This window comes from Micromonospora salmantinae (assembly GCF_022230905.1).
Taxonomy (GTDB): domain Bacteria; phylum Actinomycetota; class Actinomycetes; order Mycobacteriales; family Micromonosporaceae; genus Micromonospora; species Micromonospora salmantinae.
In genome coordinates, this window is the sequence record NZ_JAKKFG010000004.1 from 276708 (window position 1) to 299208 (window position 22501).

At 73.2% G+C, this 22501-nt stretch carries 17 protein-coding genes; 8 read left to right on the forward strand and 9 right to left on the reverse strand.

All coding sequences use genetic code 11. The features are described 5' to 3' along the window. The first annotated feature begins 200 nt into the window (after nucleotides 1-200). Complete coding sequence (wrbA, locus tag PSH03_RS03815) at nucleotides 201-818, forward strand: NAD(P)H:quinone oxidoreductase (protein WP_238688259.1); 618 nt, start codon at nucleotides 201-203, stop codon at nucleotides 816-818. A 95-nt stretch (nucleotides 819-913) separates the two neighbouring features. Here wrbA and PSH03_RS03820 read toward each other — a convergent pair whose 3' ends face one another. After that, nucleotides 914-2836: an anthranilate synthase family protein gene (locus PSH03_RS03820; protein ID WP_210781893.1), complete on the reverse strand. Its 1923-nt coding sequence runs from the start codon at nucleotides 2834-2836 to the stop codon at nucleotides 914-916. 204 nt (nucleotides 2837-3040) lie between these two features. Between PSH03_RS03820 and PSH03_RS03825 the strand changes: the two genes are divergently transcribed. The 3 genes from PSH03_RS03825 (at nucleotide 3041) to PSH03_RS03835 (ending at nucleotide 7509) form a co-directional block, all read left to right on the forward strand. Next, nucleotides 3041-4453 (forward strand): FGGY family carbohydrate kinase, encoded by a 1413-nt coding sequence (locus tag PSH03_RS03825; protein ID WP_238688260.1) that lies wholly within the window; start codon nucleotides 3041-3043, stop codon nucleotides 4451-4453. A 99-nt stretch (nucleotides 4454-4552) separates the two neighbouring features. Continuing rightward, entirely contained in the window at nucleotides 4553-7090 is a 2538-nt protein-coding gene (locus tag PSH03_RS03830; RefSeq protein ID WP_238688261.1) for a sensor histidine kinase, read from the forward strand. Further along, nucleotides 7087-7509 carry a roadblock/LC7 domain-containing protein gene (locus tag PSH03_RS03835; RefSeq protein WP_088988684.1) on the forward strand — a complete coding sequence of 141 codons (423 nt, stop codon included), beginning with the start codon at nucleotides 7087-7089 and terminating at the stop codon, nucleotides 7507-7509. Before PSH03_RS03830 ends, PSH03_RS03835 begins: the two co-directional genes overlap by 4 nt. Nucleotides 7510-7588: 79 nt before the next feature. On the opposite strand, the gene PSH03_RS03840 is transcribed toward PSH03_RS03835, so the two are convergent. Next, the gene (locus PSH03_RS03840) at nucleotides 7589-8932 is read right to left on the reverse strand and encodes a GH1 family beta-glucosidase (RefSeq protein WP_210781890.1); all 1344 of its coding nucleotides are present in this window, start codon (nucleotides 8930-8932) and stop codon (nucleotides 7589-7591) included. An 848-nt stretch (nucleotides 8933-9780) separates the two neighbouring features. On the opposite strand from PSH03_RS03840, the gene PSH03_RS03845 reads away from it, so the two are divergent. Next, nucleotides 9781-12687, forward strand: coding sequence for a glycoside hydrolase family 48 protein (locus PSH03_RS03845; protein ID WP_210781889.1), 2907 nt, complete (start codon nucleotides 9781-9783; stop codon nucleotides 12685-12687). Between the two features lie 340 nt (nucleotides 12688-13027). Here PSH03_RS03845 and PSH03_RS03850 read toward each other — a convergent pair whose 3' ends face one another. Further along, nucleotides 13028-13663 carry a DUF3159 domain-containing protein gene (locus tag PSH03_RS03850; RefSeq protein WP_210782008.1) on the reverse strand — a complete coding sequence of 212 codons (636 nt, stop codon included), beginning with the start codon at nucleotides 13661-13663 and terminating at the stop codon, nucleotides 13028-13030. Nucleotides 13664-13860: 197 nt separating this feature from the next. On the opposite strand from PSH03_RS03850, the gene PSH03_RS03855 reads away from it, so the two are divergent. Beyond that, entirely contained in the window at nucleotides 13861-14748 is an 888-nt protein-coding gene (locus tag PSH03_RS03855) for a phosphatase PAP2 family protein (protein ID WP_210781888.1), read from the forward strand. 39 nt (nucleotides 14749-14787) lie between these two features. Here PSH03_RS03855 and PSH03_RS03860 read toward each other — a convergent pair whose 3' ends face one another. After that, nucleotides 14788-15651, reverse strand: coding sequence for a DUF1028 domain-containing protein (locus PSH03_RS03860; protein ID WP_238688262.1), 864 nt, complete (start codon nucleotides 15649-15651; stop codon nucleotides 14788-14790). 47 nt (nucleotides 15652-15698) lie between these two features. Beyond that, nucleotides 15699-15827 (reverse strand): hypothetical protein, encoded by a 129-nt coding sequence (locus PSH03_RS32345; RefSeq protein WP_255750003.1) that lies wholly within the window; start codon nucleotides 15825-15827, stop codon nucleotides 15699-15701. Between the two features lie 106 nt (nucleotides 15828-15933). On the opposite strand from PSH03_RS32345, the gene PSH03_RS03865 reads away from it, so the two are divergent. Further along, the gene (locus tag PSH03_RS03865; RefSeq protein ID WP_238688442.1) at nucleotides 15934-16917 is read left to right on the forward strand and encodes an LLM class F420-dependent oxidoreductase; all 984 of its coding nucleotides are present in this window, start codon (nucleotides 15934-15936) and stop codon (nucleotides 16915-16917) included. Continuing rightward, the gene (locus PSH03_RS03870; RefSeq protein WP_238688263.1) at nucleotides 16914-17705 is read left to right on the forward strand and encodes an SDR family oxidoreductase; all 792 of its coding nucleotides are present in this window, start codon (nucleotides 16914-16916) and stop codon (nucleotides 17703-17705) included. The genes PSH03_RS03865 and PSH03_RS03870 overlap by 4 nt, the downstream gene beginning before the upstream one ends. 4 nt (nucleotides 17706-17709) lie before the next feature. Here the strand turns inward: PSH03_RS03870 and PSH03_RS03875 are convergent, their stop codons facing one another. Genes PSH03_RS03875 through PSH03_RS03890 form a run of 4 tightly spaced genes read right to left on the reverse strand, consistent with a single transcriptional unit; the run spans nucleotide 17710 to nucleotide 22481 of the window. After that, a complete protein-coding gene (locus tag PSH03_RS03875; RefSeq protein ID WP_238688264.1) occupies nucleotides 17710-17874 on the reverse strand; it encodes a hypothetical protein in 165 nt (54 codons plus the stop codon). Nucleotides 17875-17920: 46 nt separating this feature from the next. Then, the gene (locus tag PSH03_RS03880) at nucleotides 17921-20296 is read right to left on the reverse strand and encodes a transglutaminase TgpA family protein (protein WP_372494703.1); all 2376 of its coding nucleotides are present in this window, start codon (nucleotides 20294-20296) and stop codon (nucleotides 17921-17923) included. Next, nucleotides 20272-21471, reverse strand: a complete 1200-nt coding sequence (locus tag PSH03_RS03885; RefSeq protein WP_238688266.1) for a DUF58 domain-containing protein — start codon at nucleotides 21469-21471, stop codon at nucleotides 20272-20274. The genes PSH03_RS03880 and PSH03_RS03885 overlap by 25 nt, the downstream gene beginning before the upstream one ends. Nucleotides 21472-21485: 14 nt before the next feature. Next, the gene (locus tag PSH03_RS03890) at nucleotides 21486-22481 is read right to left on the reverse strand and encodes an AAA family ATPase (RefSeq protein ID WP_091404175.1); all 996 of its coding nucleotides are present in this window, start codon (nucleotides 22479-22481) and stop codon (nucleotides 21486-21488) included. Nucleotides 22482-22501: the final 20 nt, after the last annotated feature.

The following is a 22501-nucleotide window of genomic DNA, read 5'->3' on the forward strand; positions in this document are numbered from 1 at the left end:
GCGGGGCGGCGGCTCGATCCCGCCGGCACCGATGGCACCAGGATCGCGGTCCGCGCGCGACGTCGGGCCGAAACGACCGGGAAGTTGCGGAAAACTTGAGCAGACGGACCGGTAGCCGGCAGCGCCGGGGGCAGTCGTTAGAGCACGTCCGCAGCGGGTAGTCGCGGGAGCTGATCCGAAAAAAAGAAGGGGACACTCTGATGGCTGCCCAGACCAAGGTAGCGGTGATCTACTACAGCGCCACCGGCATCACGTACCAGATGGCGCAGGCCGTGTGTGAGGCCGCCGGGGACGCCGGTGCCGACGTGCGCCTGCGCAAGGTGCGCGAGTTGGCGCCCGACGAGGCGATCCGCTCCAACTCCGGCTGGCAGGCGCACCGCCTGGAGACCCAGGACGTGCCCGAGGCGATGGTCGACGACCTGGCCTGGGCCGACGTGGTGATCCTCGGCGCGCCGACCCGGTACGGCATGGTCGCGGCGCAGCTGAAGCAGTTCATCGATACCACCGGCCCGCTCTGGGCCCAGGGCGCGCTGGCCAACAAGGTCTACTCCGCCTTCACCTCGACGGCGACTTCGCACGGGGGTCAGGAGACCACGCTGACCTCGCTGTTCAACGTCTTCTACCACTGGGGCGGTGTGGTGGTCACCCCCGGTTACACCGACACCAGTCAGTTCATCGCCGGTAACCCCTACGGCCCCTCGCACACCAGCAACAACGGGGAGATCGCCCCGGACGCCGTGGCGCTCGGGGCCTGCGCGCTGACCGCCCGGCGCGCAGTACAGATGGGTGCCGCGCTGAAGGCGGGCCTGACCGGCTGACCGGCTGACGGGGCGAGGCGACCGGCGGCGCGGGCGGAGGCTCTCGGTCCGTCCGCGCCACCGGTCCATTCAGCCCTACCCTCGGGCCGGGGCGACTATGCGCCTCCGCGCGTCGCGGACAGCTCGTCCGGGCGCGGCGCGGGCAGCAGCCCGGTCAACAGCTCGCTGAGCACGGCGAGCCCGTCCGGGCTGAGCACCGACTCCGCGTGGAACTGCACGCCGGCGAAGCCGTGCCCCCGCAGGGCGTGCACGGCGCCGTCGTCCGGGTCGCGGGCCAGCTCCACCGGCCCGTACGCGGTGGCCAGCCGGTCGGCCTCGGCGCGGGCGGTGAACGTCGAGTAGAACCCGACCCGGCGGGCCCGGCCGAACAGCGTCACCTCCCGCTGCAACCCCTGGTAGGGCGCGTCCCGGCGGTGCAGCGTCAGCCCCAGCAGCCCGGCCAGCACCTGATGGCCGAGGCAGACCGCGAGGGTGGGACGGCCGGTGGTCAGCAGTCCGGTCAGCAGCTTGCGCAGCGCCAGCATCTTCGGCTCGTCCGCGCTGCCCGGGTCGCCCGGTCCGGGACCGGCGACCACCAGGTCGTAGTCGTCGACCGGGCCGCTCGCGTGCCAGGGACGGGTGGTCACCGCGAGACCCAACGCGCTCAGTTGGTGGGCCAGCATTCCGGTGAAGGTGTCCTCGGCGTCCACGATCAACACCCGGCGGCCGACCAGTCCGGGCAGTCCGGGCGCGTCCGGTGCGCGTTGGTCCAGCCAGAACCGCGCCAGCGGTGCGTTGCGGGCGGCCAGCGCGTCGCGTACCGCCGGGTCGTCGGTCAGCCGCGCGACCGGCCCGCTGTCGCCGACGGACGCCGCCGGCCCGAGGCCGAGCGCGGCCAGCACGCCGGCGGCCTTGGCGTGCGTCTCGGCCACCTCGCCGGCCGCCGTCGAGTGCCGGACCAGGGTCGCGCCGACCGGCACCCGCAGTCGGCCGGTGGGGGAGATCTCGGCGGTCCGGATCAGGATCGGGGCGTCGAGCGTCTGCCGGCCGGCGTCGTCCTGGCCGAGCAGTGCCAGCACGCCCCCGTAGTAGCCCCGGCCCCGGTGTTCGTGGCGGGCGATCACCCGGCAGGCGTTCTCGATCGGGCTGCCGGTGACGGTGGGGGCGAACATCGTCTCGCGCAGCACCTCCCGCACGTCACGGGTGCCCCGCCCGGCGAGCAGGTACTCGGTGTGCGCCAGGTGCGACATCTCCTTCAGGTACGGCCCGATCACCTGCCCACCGTGCTCGGCGACGGTGGCCATCATCTTCAGCTCCTCGTCGAGCACCATGTACAGCTCTTCGGTCTCCTTCTCATCGGCGAGGAAACGCAGCAGGGCCGCCCGGTCCGCGACGCCACCGGGGCAGCGGAGGGTGCCGCTGATCGGGTTCATCATCACCAGTCCGTCGTCGACGCTGACGTGGCGCTCCGGGCTGGCGCCGACCAGCGTCCGGGTGCCGGTGTGCACCACGAACGTCCAGTATGCGCCGCGTTCGGCGATCAGCAGCCGGCGCAGTGCGGCCAGCGCGGCCCCCAGCGGTGGGCCCTGCACCGTGGCGTGCAGGGCGCGATGGATGACGAAGTTCGCGCCCTCGCCGCGGCCGATCTCCTCGGACAGCACCCGCTGCACGGTCCGCGCGTACTCCTCGTCGCTGACGTCGAAGCCGGCGTCGGTGGTGTGCACCGGTTCGTCGGGCAGCGCGGCGAGGGCGTCGGCCAGCGCGATCCGTTGGTGCTCGCGGACCTGGAGGAACTCCAGCGGGGCGCCGTCGTCGACGCAGGCGAAGCCGCGTTCGGTGATCTGCCGGTACGGCACCAGGGCCAGCGTCCGTGCCCCGGGCGGGCCCGCCGGCAGCGGGAGGTCGGTGAGCGCTTCGACGGTGTCGATCGGGCCGGTGAACAGGTCCAGTTCGTCCGCGCCCTCGCGGCGCAGCAGCGCGAAGGGGCCGGGGTCGACGCCGTGCGCGACGGCGGCGAGCAGGTCGGTCAGGTGGGTCATCGGAGTCTCCGTCGGGCTGGGTGCCGCCGTCGGGCGGCCCTGGAGCCGGGAGATCCGGCGACCGCCTCGATGGCGGCCGCGTGGATGGAGCTACGCGCGGGAGATGGCCGCCGGGTCGGCGGGCCACCAACTGGTCAACTGCGCGAGCATGTGATCCACCCTACGCGCCCGTCGGCCGGCTGGCACGGGGTAACTTGACCGGCGATGAACATTCTCGCGCTCGACCTGGGCACCTCCTCGGTACGCGGGCTGGTGCTGGACGCGGGCACCCAGCCGCTGCCGGGTGCCCTGGCCCGCCGCAAGGTCGACCTCGCCATGGGCGACGACGGCACCGGCACGCTGTCCGCCCGGGACTATCTGGCGAGCCTGGTCGAGTGCCTGGACGAGCTGGCCGACTCGGGCCACCTGCACGACGTCGGCCTGGTGGCGATCTCCGCCCAGTGGCACTCGGTGCTCCCGCTGGGCCGCGACGGCGCCCCCATGGGCCCGGTGATCACCTGGCTGGACACCCGGCCCGCCCCGGTCGGGCGCACCGCCGGGCCGGCCGACCCGGACGGCTTCCACCAGCGCACCGGCTGCTGGTGGCACCGGTCGTACTGGTCGATGCGGTTGCCCTGGTTGCGTGAGCAGTCCGGCACCCAGATCGCCCGGTTCGTCGGTCTGCCCGAGTACGTGCTGGGCGAACTGCTCGACGCGGCGCCGATGTCGATCTCCCAGGCCTCCGGGACCGGTCTGCTGGATCTGCGCACCCTGAGCTGGGACGAGGAGGCGCTGACGCTGGCCGAAGCGCGACCGGAGGAGCTGCCGCCACTCGGCGAGCTGGACTGGCACGGCCGGCTCCGGTCCGACCTGGCCCGTCGGTGGCCGCAGTTGGCGCAGGCCCGATGGTCGCCGCCGGTGGGCGACGGTGGGGCGTCGAACGTCGGCTCGGGCTGCGTCGACCCGAGCCGGGCCGCCGTCACAGTGGGCACCTCCGCAGCCGTACGGTTGATGCAGCGGATCCCGGCGGGCGAGCCGATGCCGCGCCTGCCCGAACGGTTGTGGCGGTACCGGGTCGACCACGACCACGTGGTGACCGGGGCCGCGTACGCCAACGGGGGCAACCTGTTCGCCTGGGCGAACCGGGAGCTGCGGTTGCCGCGGGGCGCCGAGCTGGACGCGGCGCTGGCGCTGGTGCCGGCGGGTGGTGGCCGACCGGCGGACCCCCGCTTCGGTGGCGACCGGCCGCCCGGGTTGGCGCCGGCGGGCAGCGGTGAGCTGCGCGGTCTGAGTTTCAGCAGCACCTCGGTCGACATCCTGGCCGGGCTGATGCAGGGGTTGTGCGAGCTGGTCGCCGAGGATCTCGGGGTGCTGGAGTCCACGATCGACAAACCGGTCGGCGTGGTGCTGGGGGGCGGTGCGGTGGCCGCCTCGGTGTGGTGGCGGCAGGCCTTCGCGACCGCGCTGGCACCGAGACCGGTGTCGCATCAACGCAACCCGGAGATCGGCGCCACCGGTGCCGCGTTGGTGGCGCTGGGGCGCTTCGGTGACGCGATCGAGCTCGCCGACATCGGCCGGACGGACGAGCTGGTTTTACCGACCACGGCAGGAGGTTCCCACCCGCAGTATCCTTCCTGAACCTCGGCCTCGCCCGGGCCGTTGACAGCGGTACCGAGCCTGGTTGGATGGACTGCGCTCCCCCGACCGCGGTGGACGCGGTAGGACGGAGGAGGCAGGGTGGCGGCAGGTCCCGACCCGGCGAACGGCGCGGTGTCGAACCATCGCCGACGCCGCTTCGATGTCCGAGTCGTTCCGCATCGACGGCGGTCGCCGTTCCGGCTGCGCGACTGGCGGATGAGCACGAAGCTCGCCACCGTGCTGCTGGTGCCGTCGATGGCGTTCCTCCTGCTCGCCGGGGTGCAGACCAGCACCCTGGTGGGGCGGACGACGGCGTTGAACGACTTCTCCAGTCAGGTCGGCATCGGCCGGCAGATCACCGCGGCGGTGCACCAGCTCCAGCAGGAGCGTGACCGTTCGGCGGGCGAGCTGGGTGAGCTGCGTAAGGGTGGTGACCGGCAGGCCGCCGCGAACGACCTGAAGCCGTTGCAGGCGGCCACCGACAAGGCCATCGTGGATTTGAGCCGGGCCGCCGAGCCGTTGGCGGACGCGGACGCGTCCTGGCGGGTGGCCTTCTCCGAGGCGCTGGAGGCGTACGACCAGGTGGTCGACATCCGCTCGGCGATTCCGCCGGCGGTGCTCAGCACCGAGACCATCCTGAGCAACTACCACCGGGCCGTCGGGGCGTTGCTCGACCTGCTCGCCGAACCGACGCCGGGGCAGAACCAGCCGGCGTTGAACGACGCGGTGCTGCGCTACGTCCAGTTGGCCCGGGTCAAGGAACTCTCCTCCCGGGTGCGGGGCCAGCTCTACGCCGCCGCCCGCGCCGGTGCGTACGGCACCGAGGACCGGGTGGTCCTCGCCGACCTGCGCGGTCAGCAACTCACCGCGCTCGGCGCGTTCCGGGTGGCAGCGACCAGTGCGCAGATCCGCCGCTACGACGAGACCTCGGTGTCGCCGAGTTTCCTGGTCGCCACCGGGTTGGAGGAGCGCAGCCTGTCCTCCGGCGCCGCGTCGCCGCAGGTGCTGCCGTCGGAGCAGTGGTGGTCGGCCAGCCAGCAGCGTCAGGAGTTGCTGCGTCAGCTTGAGGCGGGTGTGCTCGACGACGCCGTACGGCAGGCCGAGGAGGCCAGCGACGATCAGCTGAGGACGACCCTGCTGGTCGTCGGCGGGGTGGTCACGGTCCTGCTGGCCGCCCTGCTGATCTCGTTGCTCATCGGGCGGTCGGTCGCGCGGTCCATGAGGATGCTGCGCAGCCAGGCGCTGCGGATCGCTCAGGTCGAGTTGCCGGACGCCCTGGACCGACTGAAGACCGTCACCGGTGGGGTGCCGCGCATCGATGTCGCGCCGGCGGTGGTCCGTTCACTCGACGAGATCGGCGAGCTGGCCGAGGCGTTCGTGGCGGTGCACCGCAGCGCGGTCACCGTCGCCGTCGAGCAGGCGCTGATGCGGCGCAACGTCAACGCGATGTTCGTCAACCTGGCCCGCCGTAGCCAGGTGCTGGTGGAGCGTCAACTGGAGCTGCTGGACGACCTGGAGCGCGAGGAGAGCGACCCGGACCAGCTGGAGAACCTGTTCAAGCTCGATCACCTGGCCGCCCGGATGCGCCGTAACGACGAGAGCCTGCTGGTGCTCGCCGGCACCGACTCGACCCGCCGGTGGAACCGGCCGGTCGGGCTCGGTGCGGTGCTGCTGGCCGCCGCCGCGGAGATCGAGCAGTACCAGCGGGTCCGGATCGAGTCGGTGGCCGATGTGCACGCGGTCGGGCACGCGGTCGGCGAGTTGGTGCACCTGCTGGCCGAGCTGCTGGAAAACGCCACTGCCTTCTCCCGCCCGGACACCGTCGTAGTGGTGACCGCCCGGGTCGAGGCGGGGGGTGCGCTGATCGAGATCGTCGACCGGGGTCTGGGTATGAGCCCGACCGCGTTGGTGCAGGCGAACGAGGTGCTGGCCAGCCCTCCGGCCGCTGACGTCGCGGCGGTGGAGCGGATGGGGCTCTTCGTGGTCAGTCACCTCGCCGCCCGGTTGGGCGTCCGCGTGCGGTTGGAGGGCGGCGAGGACGGCCTGGTCGCCCGGCTCGCCCTGCCCGCCGTGTTGCTGGCGCCGGCGGGCAGTGTGGAGCTGGACGCGCCCCCGTCGGCGCGGATGCTGGCGGCGAGCGCGGCGCGAGGGCTGGTTGCGCAGCCCGGGGCAGCCCGGCAGGGCCCTGGCCCGCTGTCGAACGGCGCGGTGCGGGACCTGCCGGTGGCCGGCCGCCCGCCGGGCGTCGGCGTGCCGCGTCAGGGCCGCCCGGTGCCGGTACGCGCCGAGGACGTGTTGACCCCCGCCGCTGCTCGCGGTACAGGCGGGGGCTGGTATTCGCGGCAGGGCCCGACCGCGCCGGTGGTGCCCGCTGCGGCGGCGCCACCGACGATCCCGGTGACCGCCGGCACCAATGAGCGGGGATTGCCGGTGCGGGTGCCCATGGCGCAGTTGAGCGCGGTCACCCGTTCGGCACAACCGATGACGGCACCGACCCGCACCGACCCGGACCCGGAGGCGGTCGGCGGCATGCTCTCGCGGCTCTACAGCGGAGTACGGCGCGCCGAGGCTGAGGACACCACCGAGATACCCGTGCCACCGTCCGGGGGGCACGACGAAGGGGGACGACGACAGTGACGACGTTGAGCCAGGAGGCGCGTGACCTGAGCTGGCTGGTGAGCGCGTTCGCGGAGCGGGTGCCGGGTGTGGCGCACGCGGTGGTGGTCTCCTCTGACGGGCTGCTGGTGGCGATCTCCGATCACCTGCCGCGTGACAACGCGGACAAGCTCGCCGCGGTGACCTCCGGGCTGATGAGTATCACCGCGGGCGCGGCATCGATGTTCGACGGCGATGTCGTCAAGCAGACGGTGGTCGAGATGGGCCGTGGCTACTTCCTGGTGATGCAGATCCGTGACGGTTCGATTCTGGCCACGCTGGCCGCCGGTGACGCGGACATCGGCGTGGTGGGCTACGAGATGGCCCGGTTGGCCAAGCAGGCGGGGGAGATGCTCACCCCGGCCCTGCGGGCGGAGTTGCAGCAGGCGCTGCCCCGCTGAGTTAGCCGGCCGAGGCCCGGACGGTCACGGCTCACCCGAGCCGAGCCGTCCGGGCCCGGCCGTCCGGGTGGCGGCGCGGTCAGAAGCCGCCGTCGGCGATGACGGAGCGGTACCAGGTGGCGGAGTTCTTGAGCACCCGACGCTGGGTGGCGTAGTCCACGTAGACCAGGCCCCAGCGTTGGTCGTAGCCCTGGTCCCACTCGAAGTTGTCCAGCAGTGACCAGACGTGGAAGCTCTCCAGCGGCACGCCGTCGGCGATGGCCCGGTGCGCGGCGGTGAGGTGGTCGCGTAGGAAGCTGATCCGGCCGGCGTCCTGGACGGTGTCGTCCGCGCCGAGGGTGTCCGGTGTGGGCAGCCCGTTCTCGGTGATGGTGAGCGGGATCGGCCCGTATTCGCGGGTGATCCTGGTCAGCAGGTCGTACATCCCCTCGGGGTAGATCTGCTGCCATTCGGCCTCGGAGGTCGCCCAGCGGTGCGCGGTGCCGCCGTCGCCGGTGACGTAGATCGGGGTGTAGTACTGCACGGCCAGCAGGTCGATCGGCGCGGAGATGGTCTGCAGGTCGCCGTCGCGGATGCCCTGGACCATCCGGCTCTGCGGGCCCAGGTCGGCCAGCAGGTCCTCCGGGTAGCTGCCCTTGAGCAGGGAGTCGAGGTAGAGGCGGTTCTCGTAGGCGTCGTAGAGGTGGGCGGCCGCGGCAGCCTGCGGGGAGTCGTCGGCGGGATAGCAGGGGTGCAGGTTGAGCGCGGGGCCGATGCGGCTGTCGCTGCCGGTGGCCCGCAGCGCGGCGACGGCGTACCCGTGGGCGAGTTGCAGGTGGTGGGCGACCAGGTAGGCGGCGTCCGGGTCCTGCCGCCCGGGGGCGTGGTGGCCGGTGAGGTAGCCGTTCTGCACCACGGTCTTGGGTTCGTTGATGGTGAGCCAGGCCGGTACCCGGTCGCCGAGGGCGCGGAAGACCACGTCGGCGTAGTCGGCGAAGCGGTGGGCGGTGTCGCGTGACTCCCAGCCGCCGGCGTCCTGGAGCGCCTGCGGGAGGTCCCAGTGGAACAGGGTGGCCATCGGGGTGATTCCGCGCTCGTGCAGGCCGTCGAGGAGGCGGCGGTAGAAGTCGAGGCCGCGTTGGTTGGGCGTGCCGGTGCCGTCGGGCTGGATCCGGGGCCAGGAGATGGAGAAGCGGTAGCTGCGCAACCCGAGGTCGCGCATGAGGTCGAGGTCCTCGGCGTAGCGGTGGTAGTGGTCGATGGCCACGTCGCCGGTGTCGCCGTTGCGGGTGCGCCCTGGGACGCGGCTGAAGGTGTCCCAGACTGATTCGCCGCGCCCGTCCTCCTTGGCGGCGCCCTCGATCTGGTAGGCGGAGGTGGCCGCGCCCCAGCCGAAGTTGTCCGGGAAGCGCAGCGGGCCGGCGGGCCCGATAGGTATCGACATGGATTCTCCTCATGGATACGGGGCCACCGCCGAAAGATTCGGGAGCGCTCCCATGATAGGGCAGACGCTGCCGGCCGGTCTGCCGGCCGTCAGGACGGCCGGCGCTGGCGGGTGGGAGGCGGGTGTGTGGCCCCGGGCAGCGAACGAGGCCGTCCGGGCGGCGCGGCGCGCCTGTCCCGTCGGCCTCTTTTCCTATCGTGTACGGGGGTTTAGTGTGGGGACGGGGGAGGGCAACCCCCGTCCCCACCGTAACTGCACACACACGGGCAAAATTTGGGTCCTGCCGTGCGTGTCGCGCGGGAGCCGGGCCACGCGAGTGGCTCTGGTTCCACCTCCCTCCCTGTGGCGGGACGATGGCTGACGACGGCGTCCGGGCTGGCCCGTCGTCGGCCCTCGGTCTGGTTCCCTGGGCTCGTCAGGAACGACCCCAGCGATCTTCTTGTTGGAACCTTGTCGATGGAAGCGCTCCCATCGACCGATGTTGCGACTGTAACGCCCGTCACGCCTTTGTGAAAGACCCAAAACGAGATCGAAACAAGGAGCTGATCCGGCGCTCCGTGCGCTTGTTGTGGGAGCGCTTCCATGGCACACTGTCGATTCGACGCGACAGGAGCCACATCGCGTGAGTGCGGGTCCACCGAGGGCAGCCGGCAGCACCAGCTCCGGTCACGGTCACCCGAGCGCAGCCGGCGGGACCCCTTCCCGTGCGGGCCGCACGCCCTACCCCGGCCGGGCCCGGGGAAGACCACCTTCCCGGCGCCTCGACATCCCCGCGGACCACCACCACCCTCGCGGGCAGGCGCCTCGCCGGGGACCATCCCGGCCTGGTCCGAGGAGACACCGCGCACATGAGACAACTGGCAATACGCCGGCGCGTGGCGCTCGCCGCCGCCGCGCTGCTCGCCGTCGGCGGGGTGACCCTGCCGGCCGGCGCCGCACAGGCCGCACCCGCCTGCGACGTGGTCTACGCGACCAACGACTGGAACACCGGCTTCACCGCGAACGTCACCATCAAGAACCTGGGTGACGCGGTGAGCAACTGGACGCTCAAGTGGACCTTCCCGACCAGCGGTCAGCGGGTCACCCAGGGCTGGTCGGCCAGATTCAGCCAGACCGGCAGCGAGGTCACCGCCACCAACGAGTCGTACAACGGCAACCTTGCCACCGGGGCCTCCACCACCATCGGCTTCAACGGCGCCCACTCGGGCAGCAACCCGAAGCCGACCTCGTTCACGCTCAACGGCACTCCCTGCAACGGCACCCCGGCCAACCAGCCGCCGACGGTCTCCCTCGGCCTGCCGGCCGGGCCGTTCACCGCGCCGGCCGACGTGCCGCTAACGGCCACCGCCAGCGACCCGGACGGGACGATCAGCAAGGTCGAGTTCTACCGCAACGGCCTGCTGATCAACACCGACACCTCCGCTCCGTACGCGTACACGCAGGAGGACCTGCCGGCCGGCAGCTACACCGTCCAGGCCAAGGCGTACGACAACGCCAACGGCATCGGTGTCGACGAGAAGGCGTTCACCGTCGGGGCCGCCAACGGCCCGACACTGGTCGCCACCCCGTCCGCTGTGAGCGTCACCGAGGGTGGCAGCGCCACCTTCAACCTGAAGCTCAGCGCCGCCCCGACGGCCAACGTGCCGGTCACCCTCACCCGCACCGGTGACACCGACGTCACGGTCTCGCCGGCCACCACCACGCTGACCCCGAGCAACTGGAACACCGGGGTCACCGTCACGGTCGCCGCGGCGGAGGACACCGACACCGTCGGCGGCGCCGCCACCATCACCGCCTCCGCCACCGGTCTCGCTTCGCTGGCGGTCAGCGCCACCGAGATCGACAACGACACCCCCGGCGGCGACAACGCCTACACCGCGAAGTTCCTCGAGCAGTACGGCAAGATCAAGAACTCGGGCTACTTCAGCCCCGAGGGCGTGCCGTACCACTCGGTGGAGACGCTGATCGTCGAGGCGCCCGACCACGGTCACGAGACCACGTCGGAGGCGTTCAGCTTCTGGCTCTGGCTGGAGGCCTACTACGGCAAGGTCACCCAGAACTGGGCCCCGTTCAACAACGCCTGGACGGTGATGGAGAAGTACATCATCCCCACCCACGCCGACCAGCCGACCGCCGGCTCCGCGGGCACCCCGCAGTACGCCGCGGAGTACAACCTGCCCAGCCAGTACCCGTCGGCGCTGAACCCGAACGTCTCGGTCGGCCAGGACCCGCTGCGCTCGGAGTTGCAGTCCACCTACGGCACCGGCGACATCTACGGCATGCACTGGCTGATGGACGTCGACAACACCTACGGCTTCGGCCGCTGCGGTGACGGCACCACCAAGCCGGCCTACATCAACACCTTCCAGCGGGGCACCCAGGAGTCGGTGTGGGAGACCGTTCCGCAGCCCTCCTGCGACACCTTCGAGCACGGCGGTCAGTACGGCTACCTCGACCTGTTCGTCAAGGACACCGGCGCGCCCGCCAAGCAGTGGAAGTACACGAACGCCCCGGACGCCGACGCCCGCGCCGTGCAGGCCGCGTACTGGGCGCTGACCTGGTCCAAGGCGCAGAACAAGCAGGCCGACGTCGCGGCCACCATCACCAAGGCCGCGAAGATGGGCGACTACCTGCGGTACGCGATGTTCGACAAGTACTTCAAGAAGATCGGCAACTGCGTCGGGGCCAGCACCTGCCCCGCCGGCAGCGGCAAGGACTCGGCGCACTACCTGCTGTCCTGGTACTACGCCTGGGGCGGCGCGTACGACGCCAGCCAGAACTGGTCCTGGCGGATCGGCTCCAGCCACAACCACTTCGGCTACCAGAACCCGTTCGCGGCCTGGGCGCTGACCAACACCCCGGAGCTGAAGCCGCAGTCGTCGACAGCTGTCGCCGACTGGACCAAGAGCTTCGAGCGGCAGCTGGAGTTCTACACCTGGTTGCAGTCCGCCGAGGGCGGCATCGCCGGTGGCGCCACCAACAGCTGGGACGGTAGCTACGCCCAGCCGCCGGCCGGCACCAGCACCTTCTACGGCATGTTCTACGACGTCGACCCGGTCTACAACGACCCGCCGTCGAACCAGTGGTTCGGTATGCAGGCCTGGTCGATGCAGCGCATCGCCGAGCTGTACCAGCAGACCGGCAACGCGAAGGCCAAGGCGCTGCTGGACAAGTGGGTGCCCTGGGCGATCGCCAACACCACCCTCGGCACCAACTGGTCGATCCCGTCGGACATGGCGTGGACCGGTCAGCCGACCACCTGGAACCCGTCCAACCCGCAGCCCAACACCGGCCTGCACGTCGAGGTGATCAGCAAGGGTCAGGACGTCGGTGTCACGGCCGCCTACGCCCGGATCCTGATCGCGTACGCGGCCAAGTCGGGCAACGTGGCGGCGAAGGACACCGCCAAGGGGCTGCTCGACGCGCTGTCGGCCGCCAGCGACGCCAAGGGTGTCTCCACCACCGAGAAGCGTGGCGACTACCGGCGCTTCGACGACGTCTACAACGCGTCCACCGGGCAGGGCCTCTACGTCCCGTCGGGCTGGACCGGGACGATGCCGAACGGCGACGCCATCGCCGCCGGCAAGAGCTTCCTCGACATCCGGTCCTTCTACAAGAACGACCCGGAGTGGCCCAAGGTGCAGGCGTACCTGGACGGTGGTCCGGAGCCGAGCTTCAACTACCACCGGTTCTGGGCGCAGGCTGACGTCGCCATGGCGTACGCCGACTACGGCAGCATGTTCCCGAACGGCTGAGACGACCCGGGGTGGGTGGCGTGGACCGCCCACCCCGGGATCCGGCCCGGGTCCGGGGAACGACGGACCGGGGCCGGCGGGACGGCCTGACACCCACGGTCAGGCCGGGGTGGGCCGGCCATCTGGCCGACGCAGCGGATCGGCTGGCCCACCCCACCGCCCGGACTGAAGCCAGCCGCGAAAAAGCCCAGAAATTCGGGCCCTCGCGGGATCACACCGAGGTCCGTGACGGAGTAACGTACGTCACCGGAGAGGCCGCTCCCCCCGTGGCGGCCTCTCCACCTTTTTGCCCCGAGTCCGGCCGCTTCCCGGCCCCGAGTCCGGCCGCGCGGGGCCGGTTTCAGCGAGGCGGCGGGGCCACCGGGTGACGCAGCCCCGGGTGCCCGGCCGGCAGCGAGCGACGCAGCACCACCCAGCTCAGCGCCAGCGCCGCGGCGACCAGCGGCCAGGTCAGCGCCACCCGGGCCACCACCAGCGCGAGCACCTGCCCACCCAGGTAGAGCGGCACGAACACGGCGAGCCGCAGCAGGTAGGTCGCCGTCCACACCCAACTGGCCCGGCCGTAGCCGCGCAGCAGCGCCGGATCGCGCCGCCACCGGGCCCGTTGGCCCAGCACCGCGCCGACCAGCACACCGAGCAGTGGCCACCGCACCACGATGCTGACCGTCCACGCCAGAGCACTCGCGGCGTTCGACAACACCTGGATCAGGAAGAAGTTCTCGGCCCGGCCGGTGCGCACCGCGATCAACGCCGCCACGCAGACGGCCAGCAGCCCGATCAGCACCGAGCGCGGCCGGTCACCCCGACGCAGCCGTACGCCGGCCACCACCGCGCCCACGGCCAGCGCCGCGCCGACCCCGCCCCACAGCGACTCGCCGCCCAGCAACCAGCCCACCGCGAACGCCAGCGGCGGCAGGGTGGCGTCGATGGCACCGCGTCGCCCGCCCAGCAGATCCGTCAGCGACTCGGCCCGCACCGGCCCACCCGGACCGGCGTCGGCGCCGGCCCGCACCGGCCCCGGATTGTCGCCTTCACGCTGCTCCGGACCGGGTTCGGCCGGGCCGCTGTCGCGCTCCGGTGTTCCACTCACCACCGCCTCCTCGCCTCCGGCACAACCTAACCGGCGATTGGCGGCGGGCCACCGGTCGGACCGCCGACACCTGCCGCTACGGTGTGCGGATGCGCGCGACGGCACGGGGTTGGACCGCGGTCTGGTTGGTCGTACTGGCCCTCGTCCAGGCGGCCGCCTTCCTCGCCGTGTGGCGGGTGGCCGTGCACCTCGAGATCGGTCAGTGGGTGGACACGGTCGCCCTCACCGGCAACCGGATCGGGCAGGACACCATCGACGGCCCGGTCGACCGGATCCTCAACGCGATGTCGGTGGTCTCGCTGCTGGCCGTCACCGCGACGATCGGGTTCATCGCGCTGATCCGGGGGCGGATCGCCCTGGCGATCACCGCGACCCTGCTGATCGCCGGAGCGAACGTCACCACCCAGCTTCTCAAGTACGGGCTGAACCGGCCCGACTACGGCGTCGACCCGGAACGCGCCGCAGTGGGCAACAGCCTCCCGAGCGGGCACGCCACGGTGGCCGCCTCGGTGGCGGTCGCGCTGATGCTCGTGCTGCCGCGCAAGGTGCGGGCCGTCGGCGCCTTCATCGGTGCCGGCTACGCCGCCGTCGCCGGGGTCGCCACCCTCTCCGCCGGCTGGCACCGGCCCAGCGACGCCGTCGCCGCGTACCTGGTGGTGGGTGTGTGGGCGGCGTTGGCGGGGTTGCTGCTGCTGGTCACCCAGCGGGAGCAGGCCGAGATCGCCCCCGGTGACGCGCACCGGGTCGCGGCACTCGTGCTCGGGCTCGGTGGTGTGCTCGCCCTGGTGGTCTGCGGACTCTCCCTGACCTGGTTGCTCGACCTGCGCGGCACCGGGCCGGAGGAGCTGGCCCGCCGCCCACTGTTCGTCGGGTACGCGGGCAGCGCCGCCGGGATCGCCGGCACGATGGCGGTGGTGATGGCGTTGGCGCTCACCGTCGTGCACCGGCTGGTGCCCCGGGTCAAGGGCTGAGCCAGCCGGTGTAGCCGCCTCGGGTCAGGGCGGCCGGGGTCAGCTCGCGGCGCGGGGTGCGGGGACGTGCGGGGCGACACCGCGCAGGTGCGTCAGCACCACCGGGTCGATCCGCCCCGGCACCAGCCGCTCCTCCAGGTTCTCCAACCCGGCCCAGGAGATCAACGCCGCTTCCGTGCCGTCCTCGTGCACCGGATGGCCCAGCGCGCCGAGCAACGCCGCCACCTCGGCGGCGACCGCGCCGCTCAGGTCGAGCAGTGTGGCCGGGTCGGGCCGTCCGAACAGCATGGTGTGCACAGTGAGCAGGCGCCCCAGCTCGGCGACGGGGTCCGGGTGGTCGTCCACACGCAGGTCCACCACCACGTCGCTGGTGCCGCCGTACCCGCCGCCACGCTCGACCACCAGCAGGCCGGCGCTCTGCCGGCCACGCCGGTCGCCGCCGGCCTCGTCACCGGACCGCAGCGCGGCGACCAGCCGCTCGGCGAACGGCAGCGCCGATCCCGCCAGCCAGGCCTCACCAAGGGCGTCGACGACCTCCGGGCCGGTGAGCACGTTGCCCTGCGCGGCCCAGCCGTCGCCGGTCCGCCCGCCGGCCCACGGGTGGCAGGCCGGCCCGGTCCAGGTGGCGCCCGCGCCGGTGGCCCCCACGACGCCGAGCTGGCGGTGCTCCCGCTCGGGGTCCGCGGCGATCAGCCCGGCCACCACGTCGGCGGCGGCCACCCCGGTGCGCAGCAGGGTGAGGCCCTGCGGGCGGTAGGCCAGGTTGACGTGCGCCTGGGTGGCCAGCGCGCCCACCTCGGCGGCGGCGGCCGGCACCAACGCCCCGGCGGCGAGGAACTTGCTGGCGACTGCCACACCGTGCAGGCGGCCGTCGGCGGAGCGGGCGACGAGCGAGAAGGTCACCGGCCGAGAGTAACCGTCCACGCCGACGCGACATCGACGCGCGAGTCTCAGAACGGTGGCGCGGCGGCCTCCGGTGCGGCGCCGTGGGCGCGACGGGCGTCGACCACCGCGACCGCGGCCAGCACCACCATTCCGACCGCGGTCGCGATCACACCGGGCAGGTACAGCAGCGGCACCTCCCACCGGCGCGCACGGCCGGAAACCGGCGATTCTGCCCAACCCGGGGATCTTGCTCGGGCCCGCGTCAACGGGCACGATCGACCGGTGACGAATCGATGGGGCATGACGGTGCCGCTGGGCGGAATCGCGCTGGCGCAGCACGACGCGGCCTACGCGGCCCTCGACCGGGCCGGGTTCACCGACGTCTGGTCGTCCGAGGTCGCCGGGACCGACGCGTTCACCCCGCTGGCGCTCGCCGCGGCCTGGCAGCCAGGGCTGCGGCTCGGCACCGCGATCACACCGGTCTTCACCCGGGGCCCCGGGCTGCTGGCGATGAGCGCGGCGGCGCTGGCCGAGGCCGCGCCGGGCCGGTTCTCGCTCGGCATCGGCGCGTCCTCACCCGTGCTGGTGCGGGACTGGAACGCGGTGCCGTTCGACGAGCCGTTCCGCCGCACCCGCGACGTGCTGCGCTTCCTGCGCGCCGCGCTGGCCGGCGAGACCGTCGACGAGGCATACGACACGTTCACCGTCCGCCGGTTCACGCTGGAACGACCGCCGGCGGTGCCGCCACCGATCCTGCTCGCCGCGCTGCGCCCCGGGATGCTCCGGCTGGCCGGCGCGGAAGCCGACGGGGTCATCCTCAACTGGCTCAGCGCCGACGACGTGCCGCGCGCCCTCGCCGAGCTGGGCGAGCGCCGCGCCGGGTTCGAGGTCGCCGCCCGGATCTTCGTCTGCCCCACCGAGGACGCCGCGTACGCCCGGGCGCTGGGCCGCCGGCTCATCACCAGCTACCTCACCGTTCCGGCGTACGCCGAGTTCCACCGTTGGCTCGGCCGCGACGAGACGCTCGCGCCCATGTGGGCGGCCTGGGCCGCCGGTGACCGGCGCGGGGCCAGCGCGGCGGTGCCCGACGAGGTGGTCGACGCGCTGGTGCTGCACGGCTCGCCGGAGCGGTGTCGCGCCGAGGTGCGCCGCTACGCCGACAACGGGGTGGACGTGCCGATCGTCGCGCTGCTGCCCACCCCCGAGGTCACCGCCGGCGGCGCCACCGCGCTGCTCGGCCTCATCGCCCGGTTGGGCGCCAACTCCGTGGAGGCGTCCGCGTGAACCTCACCGACCGGATCGTGGTGGTCACCGGCGGAGCCGGCGGCATCGGCGCGGCGCTGTCGCGCCGGTTCGCCGCCGAGGGAGCTGCCGCCGTGGTCGTCGCCGACCTGGACGCCGACGCGGCCCGCGCGGTGGCCGAGGGCATCGGCCCGGTCGCGCACGCCATCGCCCTCGACGTCACCGACGAGGAGCAGGTCCGCGACCTGGTCGCCGACACCGAGCAGCGGTACGGCCGGATCGACCTGTTCTGCGCCAATGCCGGGGTGACCACCGGCGGGGGAGTGGAGGTCGACGACGCCGGCTGGGACCGCTCCTGGCGGGTCAACGTGCTGGCCCACGTCTACTCGGCCCGCGCGGTGCTGCCCGGAATGCTCGCCCGGGGTGGCGGGCACCTGCTGCACACCTGCTCCGCGGCCGGTGTGCTGACCGCTGTGGGCGACGCCGCGTACACCGCGACGAAGCACGCCTCGGTGGGGTTCGCCGAGTGGTTGGCCATCACCTACCGGGACCGGGGCATCCGGGTCAGCGCGCTGTGCCCGCAGGGGGTGGACACCCCGATGCTCGCCGATGGACTCGCCGCCGGTCACCTGGGCGCCCGGGTGGTCGCCGCGTCCGGTGCGGTGCTCACCCCGGACCAGGTCGCCGACGCGGCCATCGCCGGGCTGGCCGAGGAACGGTTCCTGATCCTGCCGCACCCCGAGGTCGCCGACTACGCGCGCCGCCGCGCCGAGGACCCGGACGGCTGGCAGGCCGGCATGCGCAAACTCATCCGCCGGCTGACCACCTGACCCGCTACCGCTCCGGAACGTGCCCGACGGCCAGGAGATGGGCGCTGGCACTGATCAGCGCCTGCTCGCTGCTGTAGAGCCGGGCCAGGTCCAACGCCGCGGCGAAGACCGCGTCGGGCGCCGGCCCGCTCGCCGCCCCTCGCGCCGCTGCCCTGCCGTCGGTGATCAAGAAGTTTGCGTCAGAAGTGGGCCCGCAGTCGACGCAAAGCTCTTGATCAACGCGGGGAACGGCGGGCGCGGCGCAGGGGAGTGGGGTGCACGGACCAGAGGAGGCGGCGCCACCAGGGGCGGGCGGAGCGCAGGGTGGACACATAGGCGGTGGCCACTTCGGCGGCGCGAGCCGCCTGTTCGGGCGTGGCGGCGCCGGGGGCGAAGCCGACCTGATTGAGCAGGGCCGCCAACTCGTCGACGGCCGGGCTGGACGCGTCTGCCGCCGCCGTGCCGCCGGTGGACGCGACGGCGTCCGAGTTGGCGGTCGTGTCGTCGCCGATCGTGGCCGCTCGGGCGTCGGCGAGGGTCTGGCGGGCGTGCCCGGCGACCTCGGTGGCGGCCAGGTCGTCCCCGACCGGTCTTCCGGCCAGCCGGAGCGCGTCGGTGACCTCCCGCCAGGCGCCGGCGATGCGCTGGCCGGGGTCGCCGCGCACGAGTCGGCTGCGGGTGAGGGATCGGCGCATCGCCAGCAGGGTGAGCAGGAGTGCCCCCACCACCAGCAGCAGGCCGCCGCTGCCGCCGGCGACCAGCACCGGGGTGGAGACCCCGTCCGAGCCTGGCGGGGCGTCGGCGGCGGTCGCCGGTTCCGGTGCGGCGCTGGGCTCCGCGGTTGGTGCCGGCGCCTCCGACGGCGGCGGGTCCTCCGGCGTCGGGCGGAAATCCTCCTCCACCGGTCGCGGCTCGTCGTTGGGGCGGGGTAGCGGGTCGAAGGCGACCCAGCCCAGCCCGTCGAAGAGCACCTCCGGCCAGGCGTACGCGTCACCGGCCAGCACCGGCCCCTGCCCGCTGGTCCGGAAGCCCACCACCACCCGCGTGGGCAGCCCGGAGAGCCGGCCGAGGACCGCGAAGGCCGCCGCGAACTGCTCCGAGGTGCCTTCCTGCCCGCCGCCGTTGCGGGGCCCGAACAGGAAGAAACCCAGATTCGGGTACGCGTGCCCGCTCGGGGCGTCCGCCACCACCCGGTAGTGCTCGGCCAGGAACTGCTCGATCGCCGACGCCCGCGCGTACGGCGCGCCGTTCTCCTCGGCGAGTTGGGTGGCCAGCCGGCGCATCGGGTCGGGCACCCCGTCGGCGACCCGCAGCACCCGGGCCACCTCGTCGCCGGCGGGCACGTTCGCGCTGGCCAACAGGTTCTGGTCGGGGCGTTCCTCGGCGGAGGTCACCGTGTACCGCAGCCCTGGCGTCAGTCCCTCCGGCCGGATCAGCGTCCCGCTCGCCGGGTCGTACGCCACCCGAGCCCCACTGACCTCCCGGGGTGTCGCCACTGCGGGCAGCAGCCGGCCGCTCAACTCGGCCACGCTGATCTGCTGCCGGACCGTCCGCACCGTGCTGTCGCGGGCCGCTGTCGCGGCGGGCAGGATCCGCCCGGCGTTGCGGTACGTCGCGCCGACGCGCCAGGTCACCCCGTCGTAGTCGCTGAGCACCGCCAACCGGATCCGCACACTGCGCGCGGTGTCCGCCGCCGGGTCGGCCTCGGGCGGTGCGTCGGCGGGCGGCGCGTCGAGGCGTTGCGTGCTCACGTCGAGGAGCTTCTGCTCCGGGTGCAGCGCCCAGCCGGAGATCCGGATCAACGGGTTCTCGTCGAGCGTCTGCACCTGCGGCGGTTCCACGTACCGGCGCGGGTCCACCGGCCGGCCGTCGACCTGCTGCGCGACGACCGGGCCGAGCAACGCCACCAGCCCGACCACCAGTGCCACCCCGAGCGCCGCGCTGGTGGCCAGCCGCAGTCGCACCGCGGCGCGTACCCGGGGGGTCAGCTCGGCGGTCGGATCGCCGCCGCCTGCGGCGGTCCGGGTGGGGGTCGCCAGGCCGAGGGCCGCGACCGCGACGAACGCCAGCGTCGACCCCAGTGCCGGTTCGGCGTTCGGGCCGACCACGTAGAGGGCGGCGGCGTAGAGCCCCGCCGCCGGCAGGTAACCCAGCAGCACCCGGCCGGTGCGCAGCGCCACCTCCGCGCCGGTCAGCCCGGCCAGCCAGGCCGCGACGACCGGCACCAGCACCGTGTCCGGGGTGGGCTCCACCGGGATCATCGCGGTGAGCAGCCGGGGGATGCCGTTGCGGGCGGCGTCCGCGGTGACCTCCAGCAGGTCGCCCGGCAACTCGGCGCGGGTGGCTGCCAGCCGCAGCGACCACAGTGTCCAGCCGGCCATCGCGGCCACCGACACCGGCGCCACCAGCCAGGACGGCAGCCGCCGGGCGGCCACGCTGACCAGCACCGAACCCGCCGCCGCGCCGACGACCAGCCAGGTCAGCAGACCACCGGCGTACACCCGGCCGAGCACCACCCCGGCGAGCGCCGTCAGCCCGATCAGCGCCAGCGGAAGGACCGACGCTCGCAGCACCCGCACGGCGACCGTCACCACCGGCGTACCCCGTCCCACTCGGCGGCGAACTGAGCGCCGTCCGCAGCGTCGACGATTACCAGGCCGGCGGTGCCCGGCGGCGTCGGCTCGGCCGCGCCGAACACCCCGACCACCACCGACGGGTACGCCCCGCGCAGCGCCCCGACGTGCCCCAGCTCGTCGCGGCCCCCCGGCCCGGTCAGGAAGATCAACGTGTCGCCGAGCCGGTCCTGCCGCAGCCTGGTGGTGGCCGCCCGCACCGCGTCATCGTCGGCGGACAGGTCGGCGGCGGCGAGCCGGTCCAGCGGCCCGAGCGGGCCGTCGGCCTCGCCGTCGGGCCCCGTGACCTGCGCCGGCTCCGCCGGCCTTGTCGGCTCCGCCGGTTCCGCGGCGGCCACCAGCAACAGCACGGGCAGGTCGGCGCGGTGCGCGGCGGTGACGACCGACGCGGCCGCCTCGCAGGCCGACTCGAACGACTCCGCCACCCCGCCGACCCGCTGCGGGTGCGCGGCGACGCGGTTGTCCAGCAGGACGACCAGGCGCGGCAGGCTGGTGTCCACGTTCTCCCGCACCATCAGCTCACCCACCCTGGCGCTGGTGCGCCAGTGCACCCGGCGCAGCTCGTCGCCGACCACGTACTCCCGCAGCGAGTCGAACGTGATCGACCCGTGCGGGACACCGTCCACCCGGCCGTCCAGGCTGCGCCCCGCGCCTCGGGGCACCGCCGTCAGCGGATGGATGCGGGGGTGCACCCAGACCGGCACCGCAGCGCCGTACGGGCGGGCCAGCGCCACCAACCCCAGCGGGTCGCGTCGGGTCACCCGCAGCGGACCGACCGGCACCACCCCACGACGGTCGGTCGGCACGTCGTAGCGGACCTCGGTGTCCCGACCGGGCCGCAGGCGCAGCACCGGCACCGGCACGGCCCGCTGCCCGCACCGGTCCTCGGCCAGCAGGTTCGCCGAGCGCAGCCGCCCAGTGTTGCGCACTGTCAGCGTCATGCTCGCCGGCTCGCCGCGCGCCACCCGGTCCGGGTCGGCGCGGCGGGTCACCGTCAGCCGGGGCCGCCAGGCCGCGACCAGCGCGGCGTAGCCGACGGCCGCGCCGGCCGCCGCGCCGAGCAACGTCAACTCGGGGTACGCGAACCGGAAACCCACCCCCAACAGCACCACGGCGGCGACGAGCAGCCCGACCCCACGGGCGGTGATCCCCATCGCGCTGCTGCCGGTCAGCCCTGCACCGGAGCGGGTTGCCCCGACGGCAGCGGCACCGGCACCGAGGCGACGGCCTGACGCAGCACCTCCGCAGGGGTCATCCCGCGCACCTGGGCGTCCGGGGTGAGCAGCAGCCGGTGCGCGAACACCGCCTCGACGAGCGCCTTCAGATCCTCCGGCATGATCCAGCCCCGCCCGTCGATCAGCGCGTACGCGCACGCCGCACGGGTCAACGCGATCACGCCCCGGGGGCTGACCCCGACGCGTACCTGCGGGTGGGTGCGGGTGGCCGCTGCCAACCGGACCGCGTACGCGTAGAGCGGCTCGGCGATGTGCACCCGGCGGGCCATCCGGACCATCTCGCCGACGGTGGCGGTGTCGGTGACCGGGGCGAGCGCCTCGGGGGACCGCACTGTCGCGCCGCGCAGCACCTCGACCTCGACGGCCTCGTCCGGGTACCCGACGGAGAGCTTCACCAGGAAACGGTCCAACTGCGCCTCGGGCAGCCGGTAGGTGCCGTCCATCTCCACCGGGTTCTGGGTGGCGACCACCAGGAACGGCGACGGCACCGGGTGCCGGACCCCGTCCACAGTGACAGTGCGTTCCTCCATCACCTCCAGCAGCGCCGACTGGGTCTTCGGCGACGCCCGGTTGATCTCGTCGGCGATGACGATGTTGGCGAAGACCGGCCCCGGATGGAACTCGAAGTCCCGGGTCGCCTGATTGAAGATCGTCACGCCGGACACGTCCGAGGGGAGCAGGTCGGGGGTGAACTGGATGCGCCGCCACTCACCCTTCACAGTGGCGGCGACGGCCCGTGCCAGGGTCGTCTTACCGACCCCGGGCACGTCCTCCAGCAGCACGTGACCCTGGGCGAAGAGCGCGGTCAGCGCCAGCCGCACCACCTGCGGCTTGCCGAGCACCACAGCGTTGACGTTCTCGGCCAGCCGGGCGGCCAGGGCGGCGAAGCCCTGCACCTCCGGCTGGGTGAGCGGCTCGTGGGTGTTCACGGTCGGTGGTGCTCCTCGCC